Raw genomic sequence first — 6,121 nt, 5'->3', positions numbered from 1 at the left:
AAAACAGCTGGGTAAGGTCCTGTTTCACCATTTGCTTCAGCAATTTCAGAAGCAACTAACATAGTTACACCGATAGTGATACATGAGATTGTAGCATACTGCATAGCAGCAAAGATTGGGTTAAGAACTTTAAGAGCCATAATTGGAGGCCATAAAGCACCTAAACCTGTTGATTCGTTTACTAAAACGTTTGTCCAAAGTACACCAATGGCACCTGAGATAGTAGCTGGCATGAAGTTCTGAAACCCGTTCTTAATAGCATTAAGATACTTGTTCTGACCACACCAAGCACCAATACGTCCTAGCTTATCAGCAAAAGCGTCCATAAATTTTCCTCCCTTAATTTTTTTCGACAAGTTGATTATACTGTTTTAAAAGCACAATGTCAACGGTTTCATCGAAAAAAATATGGTATTTATATTTGACAAGACCGTATATTTATACCTAAAATATTGAAATTATATCGAGGAAATCGTCACTTTTTTTATTATACGCATCACAAAAATATTTTCACAAAATAAAAATATAAATGTATTTATATGTTAATACTTGTATCATTTTAAATGCTTGTAAATAAAAAGCAATTTAAAAAGAGAACTACATCATGTAGTTCTCCTGCTTATTGTTCAACGATTACTGTTTGGAATTCATAGTTCGCATAGTGACGTCTATTGAATGTCAATTCGAAAACAGAGCCGTTTGAGAGATAGGTTGTCTGTTCTTCCTGGATGTAAGGTTCACCTTCTGCAAGTCCTAAGAATACCTGCTCTTGTATTGTAGACAGAGCAGATGTGATCTTTAAATGACAACTCTGAATAGTTAGGTGAAGCTGATTGATTACAAATTTATATAATGAATCTTTTAATACATCTGCTTTCAGGTTAACTAAACGATAAAGCGGAATATAAGTAATCTCTACACAATAAGGTTTTCCATCCACTGATCTATTTCTAATAATATGATAAACGAAGTCTCCTTCATCAATCTGTAATTTTTTCGCAATTACTTCATCACTCGGTATAACTTCAAATACTTTAATATCTGATGTGACATCATGTCCTTCAAAACGCATAGAAAGACTTCGTGTACGCACTGTTTCATTGCGTTCAGAAACATCGAGTTCCTTTACAAATGTTCCTGCCCCACGACGACGGATAATAAGGCCTTCTTTTACAAGAATCTCTAAAGCCTTCTTCATTGTTTCTTTATTACAATGATAGTTGACACATAACAAATATTCATAAGGAAGCTTCTGGCCAGCAGTATATTCTCCCGACTTAATCTTCTCTCTAATTGTATCAGCGATATCTCTATACTTTGCCACAAAACCACCTCCTTATTAAAAATACCATACTTTTAAAAAGAATTCACTGTATAATTGCCTATTTTGTGATTTTTTTACTCCAAATCTCTTCATGTTCTAAATTATAGAGTGTGAATGTTTCATTTTCATAAACTAAGAAGCTTTTTACACCCTGTTTTGGTAAAGAAATAGAGTTTGGATTCACTGTATAGAAACCATGGTCTTCAAATACAGGAACATGATAATGTCCATAAAGGAAAACATCACCCTTCTTTAAATAAGGCATATTGTCTTTATTATAAAGATGTCCATGAGTAATATAGAAGTCATGTCCATCTACATTTAATAATGCATAATCACTTCTCATAGGGAAATCTAAAACCATCTGGTCTACTTCAGCATCACAATTTCCTCTTACTGCAAGAATTTGATCTTTATACTGATTTAATAGAGGGATACACTTTTTAGGAGCATAGCCTTCTGGCAAGTCATTTCTAGGTCCATGATATAAGATATCTCCTAGGATGATTAAACGATCAGGCTGTTCTTCATCAAAATAATGCATTACTTTTTCTAGGTCATTATAAGAACCATGAATATCTGATATGATCATTAGTTTCATTTTATTCCATCTCCAATCCGATTGGGCAGTGATCGCTACCCAATATATCACTGTATATTAAACTCTCTTTTATTCTCTCTTTCAATGATTCAGAGACAATAAAATAGTCAATTCTCCATCCAGCATTTCTTTCTCTTGATTTAAACATATAACTCCACCATGTATAAGCATCCTGTTTATCCGGATATAAATATCTGAATGTATCAATATAGCCGTGTGATAAGAGTTCTGTCATCTTGCTACGTTCCTGATCAGAGAATCCTGCATTATGATGGTTGGATGAAGGATTCTTTAAGTCTATTTCATTATGAGCTACATTGAGGTCTCCACAAAGGATTATAGGCTTATTGAGACCATCTAGATAGGCAAGGAATGCATCTTCCCATTCCATACGATAATCGATTCTAGCAAGCTCTTTTTTAGAATTAGGCGTATAACATGTTACAAAGTAATAGTCTTCAAACTCTAATGTAATAACTCTTCCTTCCTGATCATGTTCCTCTATCCCCATTCCATAAGATACAGATAAAGGCTTAATTCTAGTCAGTACTGCAGTTCCACTATAGCCTTTCTTAATTGCATCATTGGTATAAAGTGTATAACCAGGAATATCTAAATCAATCTGATCCTTTTGCGCCTTTGTTTCCTGCAAAGCAAAAATATCAGCATCCAATGATTTAAAGCTCTCTAAAAATCCTTTCTTTAAACAGGCACGAATGCCATTTACATTCCATGATACGTATTTCATATTTTCCTCCTCAAAAAAAGAAGGAGCTAAAAAGCTCCTTCTCCATCTTCTGCAATCGCATAACGAACTATTGTTTTCAGTTTTTCACTTGGTGTCTTTTCATAATCATTTAAGTAGATTTCATGATGGAATCCTTCTAAACGCATATTCTGGATAGTGATGAATTCCATGATCTGCTTAGTTGTATTGATTTCAGTATTATAAGCACCCTTATGTAGCATCTGTACGCAATGTCCTTCAGTCATCCTCTTAAGATATATATCTACAATATAAGGATTATCCTTTTTGTTAGCTGCTTTCTGTTTAATAATTTCAAATGTATTAGGATCTAGAAGCTTTGGCTGTGCCATCATCAATGTAAACTTGATCATCTTCTTACGAGTGACGTCAAACTTAGAATTATCATATGTGTCCCATAATCCTTCTAGCGGTGAAATAAGGTAAACAAGATTCTTTTCCTGTTTAAAATACTCTCTAATTTCAGCTGACATGATTCGAAGAGCTTTTGACTTTAAATGGAACTCTTCTACTTCAGGATTACCGATTCCATCAAGCATGATGAAATTGAATTCTGGGACATCAACGATATCAATCTTCTTTGTTGACGCATCATATTGTTTCTTATACTCTTTACGTATACCTTCCTTCATTACGGTGCCTCCTTTCTTAAACGTAAACATTATACAAAAATTCAGATGAAATTACTACTAATTTAGTATTATTTCTAAAGAATGTCTTGATAATGTGTCAATTTCATTAATATACTTTTGGGCATTGATTCGTAACTGACAACAAAAAAAGCTATTCACAAAGAATAGCCTAGATTTACTGTCAGTACTATATTGTATCAAGATTTCAATATTTCGCAACAGTTTTTTTATAATAATTTCATTGTCTTGATAACCTGTGGTTCATTAGGCATATCATTCCAAGGTGATCTTTTAACATTCGCAATCTTGTCTACTTCTTCTAATCCTTCAGTGATTAAACCAAAAGCAGCATAATCTCCATCTAGATGTGGTGCATCAGCATGCATAATAAAGAACTGAGAAGAAGCAGAGTCCTTAACCATTGTTCTTGCCATTGATAAAACACCTCTTGTATGCTTAAGATTATTAGTTACACCATTAGATGCGAATTCACCTTTGATAGATGCTGCTGGATGTTCTTTCATATCAGTATCATATCCACCACCCTGGATCATGAACCCTGGGATAACACGATGGAAGATTAATCCATCAAAGAAGTTATTTTTAATTAAGTTAACAAAGTTTTCTACAGTGATAGGTGCTACTTCAGGATATAATTCACCCTTCATTACATTGCCATCCTGCATTTCAATTTCAAATAAGATTTTTTCCATGATTATTCTCCTTTATTTGATTTCTCTTTATTCTAGCATATTTTTTCTATCTCTAATAGGATAAAGCTGCAATAGATCACCTATTACAGCCTTAGTATTATAATTTCTTATACATTTCCGCAATAATTTCTGCTGCTTCATCTAAACCATAATCACTATTAATAGTTAAATCAAAATTCTTTAACTGACCCCATTTATTAGTTGTGTAGTAATTATAGTAGTTAGATCTCTTCTTATCTCTTGAAATAACATACTTCTTGGTATTTTCATGTTCTTCTTTGTATTCTTCTTCTACTCTTTTAATACGTGACTCAAGAGGTGCATGAACAAAGACTCTTAATACTTGATCATAATCTTCAAGAATATAATCAGCACATCCATTTACTATGATACATGAATCGTTACTTGCAAGATGACGAATGATTTTAGATTGTGTTGCGAAAACCTGATCATTTAAAGGCATCTGGAAAGTGCCTCCAGCCATTCCATATAGGAATCCTGAACTCTTTTCCTGAGCTGCTTTCCTGATTGTTTCAATATCAAATCCCAATTCCTGTGCAGCTAAATCAATAATCTGGTTATCGTAATAAACAAGTCCTAAAAGATCTGCGACTTTCTGTGCTATGATACGTCCTCCAGAACCATATTCTCTTGCGATTGTAATAATTTTAGGCATAAGACAAATTCCTCCTTCTATAAGTTTATTTTATCACAAGTCCAAAAGAATATGTAAGAAACTTTATTGTAAATAAAGAGATGTGCTATAATGCATGGGAAAGAGGTGGATTATGGAATACCATGTTTTAGCAAGTGGTTCTAAAGGAAACAGCACATTTATTGTAGAAAAAACAACAGGCATATTAATAGATTGTGGTATCTCTAAGAAACAGCTTGTCTATCGACTCAAAGAGATTGGATATACAATAAATGATATAGATTATGTCTTATTAACCCATGATCATACAGATCATAATAAGAATATACATATATTTGATAAAGAGATGGTATATACCGCAAAAGGTAATATTGAGGATCTAGATGAGGATCATGAACTTATTCCTTATACAAGTTATACTTTTGGTGATATAGAAGTTTATGTATTACGTGTTTCGCATGATGCGACTAATCCTATTGGATTTATATTCAAAGGTAATGAAACACTTCTTTATATGACAGATACAGGATATGTGTCACAGAAGAATAAAGAACTTATTCACAACTTGAATTATTATATTATAGAGTCTAATCATGATATAGGGATGTTGATGGCTACACGTCGTCCTTTTTCTTTAAAGAATAGAATTATGGGCGATACGGGACATTTAAATAATGAGTACAGTGCTCATTTAATGTGTGATGTGATTGGTGAGAATACGAAAGAGATTGTACTGGCCCATTTATCACAGGATGCCAATACGAAAGAAAAGGCATTGGAGACTTATTATTCTATATTTGATGAAGAAAAGATGACATTTGATCAAGGGAAGATCAAAGCAGCAAGTCAATCATCAGTTGTTTCAGGAGGAAGATATGAACATTAAGATTATTACTGTAGGTAAGTTAAAAAAAAAATATTTAAGAGATGGTGTACAAGAGTATGTTAAAAGACTTGGTGCTTATGCCCATGTTGATATGATCGAAGTACCTGATGAAAAGATACCTAATAACCCTTCACTTGCAGAAGAGACACTTGTGAAAAGTAAGGAAGGAAGAAAGATTCTTGATCATGTGAAACAGAATGATTTTATGATTTTGTTAGATGTTGCTTCACGTGAGATGGATTCAGTGTCTTTTAGTCAATATATTGAGAAGAAGATGATTGATGGTTATTCTACTATTGATTTTGTGATTGGTGGATCTTTGGGTCACGGAGAGGATGTTCTTACTCGAGCTGATTTTAAATTATCTTTTTCACCAATGACTTTCCCTCATCAATTAATGCGTCTGATTCTTGTAGAACAGATTTATCGTGCATTTAAGATTATGAAGAATGAAACATATCATAAATAGATGGAACCTTTAATTTTTAAGGGGGGTCAATAGAAAACTCGCTTTAAATTATTGGGGGTTTCCACTTGTAAAGGG

Annotated in this window: 8 protein-coding genes and 1 pseudogene; 2 read left to right on the top strand and 7 right to left on the bottom strand. The window is 33.2% G+C overall.

Going from position 1 to position 6,121, the window contains the following annotated elements; genetic code table 11:
* The 7 genes and pseudogenes from QZQ55_RS10215 to QZQ55_RS10185 form a co-directional block, all read right to left on the bottom strand.
* Positions 1-326 (bottom strand): annotated as a pseudogene (locus QZQ55_RS10215) (PTS sugar transporter subunit IIC); the annotation flags it as partial.
* A gap of 293 nt (positions 327-619) precedes the next feature.
* The gene (locus tag QZQ55_RS10210) at positions 620-1,324 is read right to left on the bottom strand and encodes a GntR family transcriptional regulator (protein WP_295093024.1); all 705 of its coding nucleotides are present in this window, start codon (positions 1,322-1,324) and stop codon (positions 620-622) included.
* Between the two features lie 58 nt (positions 1,325-1,382).
* The gene (yfcE, locus tag QZQ55_RS10205) at positions 1,383-1,925 is read right to left on the bottom strand and encodes a phosphodiesterase (protein ID WP_295093022.1); all 543 of its coding nucleotides are present in this window, start codon (positions 1,923-1,925) and stop codon (positions 1,383-1,385) included.
* A 1-nt stretch (position 1,926) separates the two neighbouring features.
* Positions 1,927-2,673 (bottom strand): exodeoxyribonuclease III, encoded by a 747-nt coding sequence (locus QZQ55_RS10200; RefSeq protein WP_295093020.1) that lies wholly within the window; start codon positions 2,671-2,673, stop codon positions 1,927-1,929.
* 26 nt (positions 2,674-2,699) lie between these two features.
* Entirely contained in the window at positions 2,700-3,323 is a 624-nt protein-coding gene (locus tag QZQ55_RS10195; protein WP_295093018.1) for a GyrI-like domain-containing protein, read from the bottom strand.
* Between the two features lie 227 nt (positions 3,324-3,550).
* Positions 3,551-4,036, bottom strand: coding sequence for a peptidylprolyl isomerase (locus QZQ55_RS10190; protein ID WP_022425969.1), 486 nt, complete (start codon positions 4,034-4,036; stop codon positions 3,551-3,553).
* Positions 4,037-4,133: 97 nt separating this feature from the next.
* Positions 4,134-4,712 (bottom strand): AAA family ATPase, encoded by a 579-nt coding sequence (locus tag QZQ55_RS10185; RefSeq protein ID WP_295093016.1) that lies wholly within the window; start codon positions 4,710-4,712, stop codon positions 4,134-4,136.
* Between the two features lie 112 nt (positions 4,713-4,824).
* On the opposite strand from QZQ55_RS10185, the gene QZQ55_RS10180 reads away from it, so the two are divergent.
* Together QZQ55_RS10180 and rlmH are read left to right on the top strand one after the other, a co-directional pair.
* Positions 4,825-5,577, top strand: coding sequence for an MBL fold metallo-hydrolase (locus QZQ55_RS10180; protein WP_295093014.1), 753 nt, complete (start codon positions 4,825-4,827; stop codon positions 5,575-5,577).
* Entirely contained in the window at positions 5,567-6,046 is a 480-nt protein-coding gene (rlmH, locus tag QZQ55_RS10175; RefSeq protein ID WP_295093012.1) for a 23S rRNA (pseudouridine(1915)-N(3))-methyltransferase RlmH, read from the top strand. The genes QZQ55_RS10180 and rlmH overlap by 11 nt, the downstream gene beginning before the upstream one ends.
* The last annotated feature ends 75 nt before the right edge of the window (positions 6,047-6,121 follow it).

Source organism: uncultured Catenibacterium sp. (assembly GCF_900540665.1).
Lineage (GTDB): Bacteria > Bacillota_I > Bacilli_A > Erysipelotrichales > Coprobacillaceae > Catenibacterium.
This window is presented reverse-complemented; position numbering and strand designations above follow the sequence as displayed.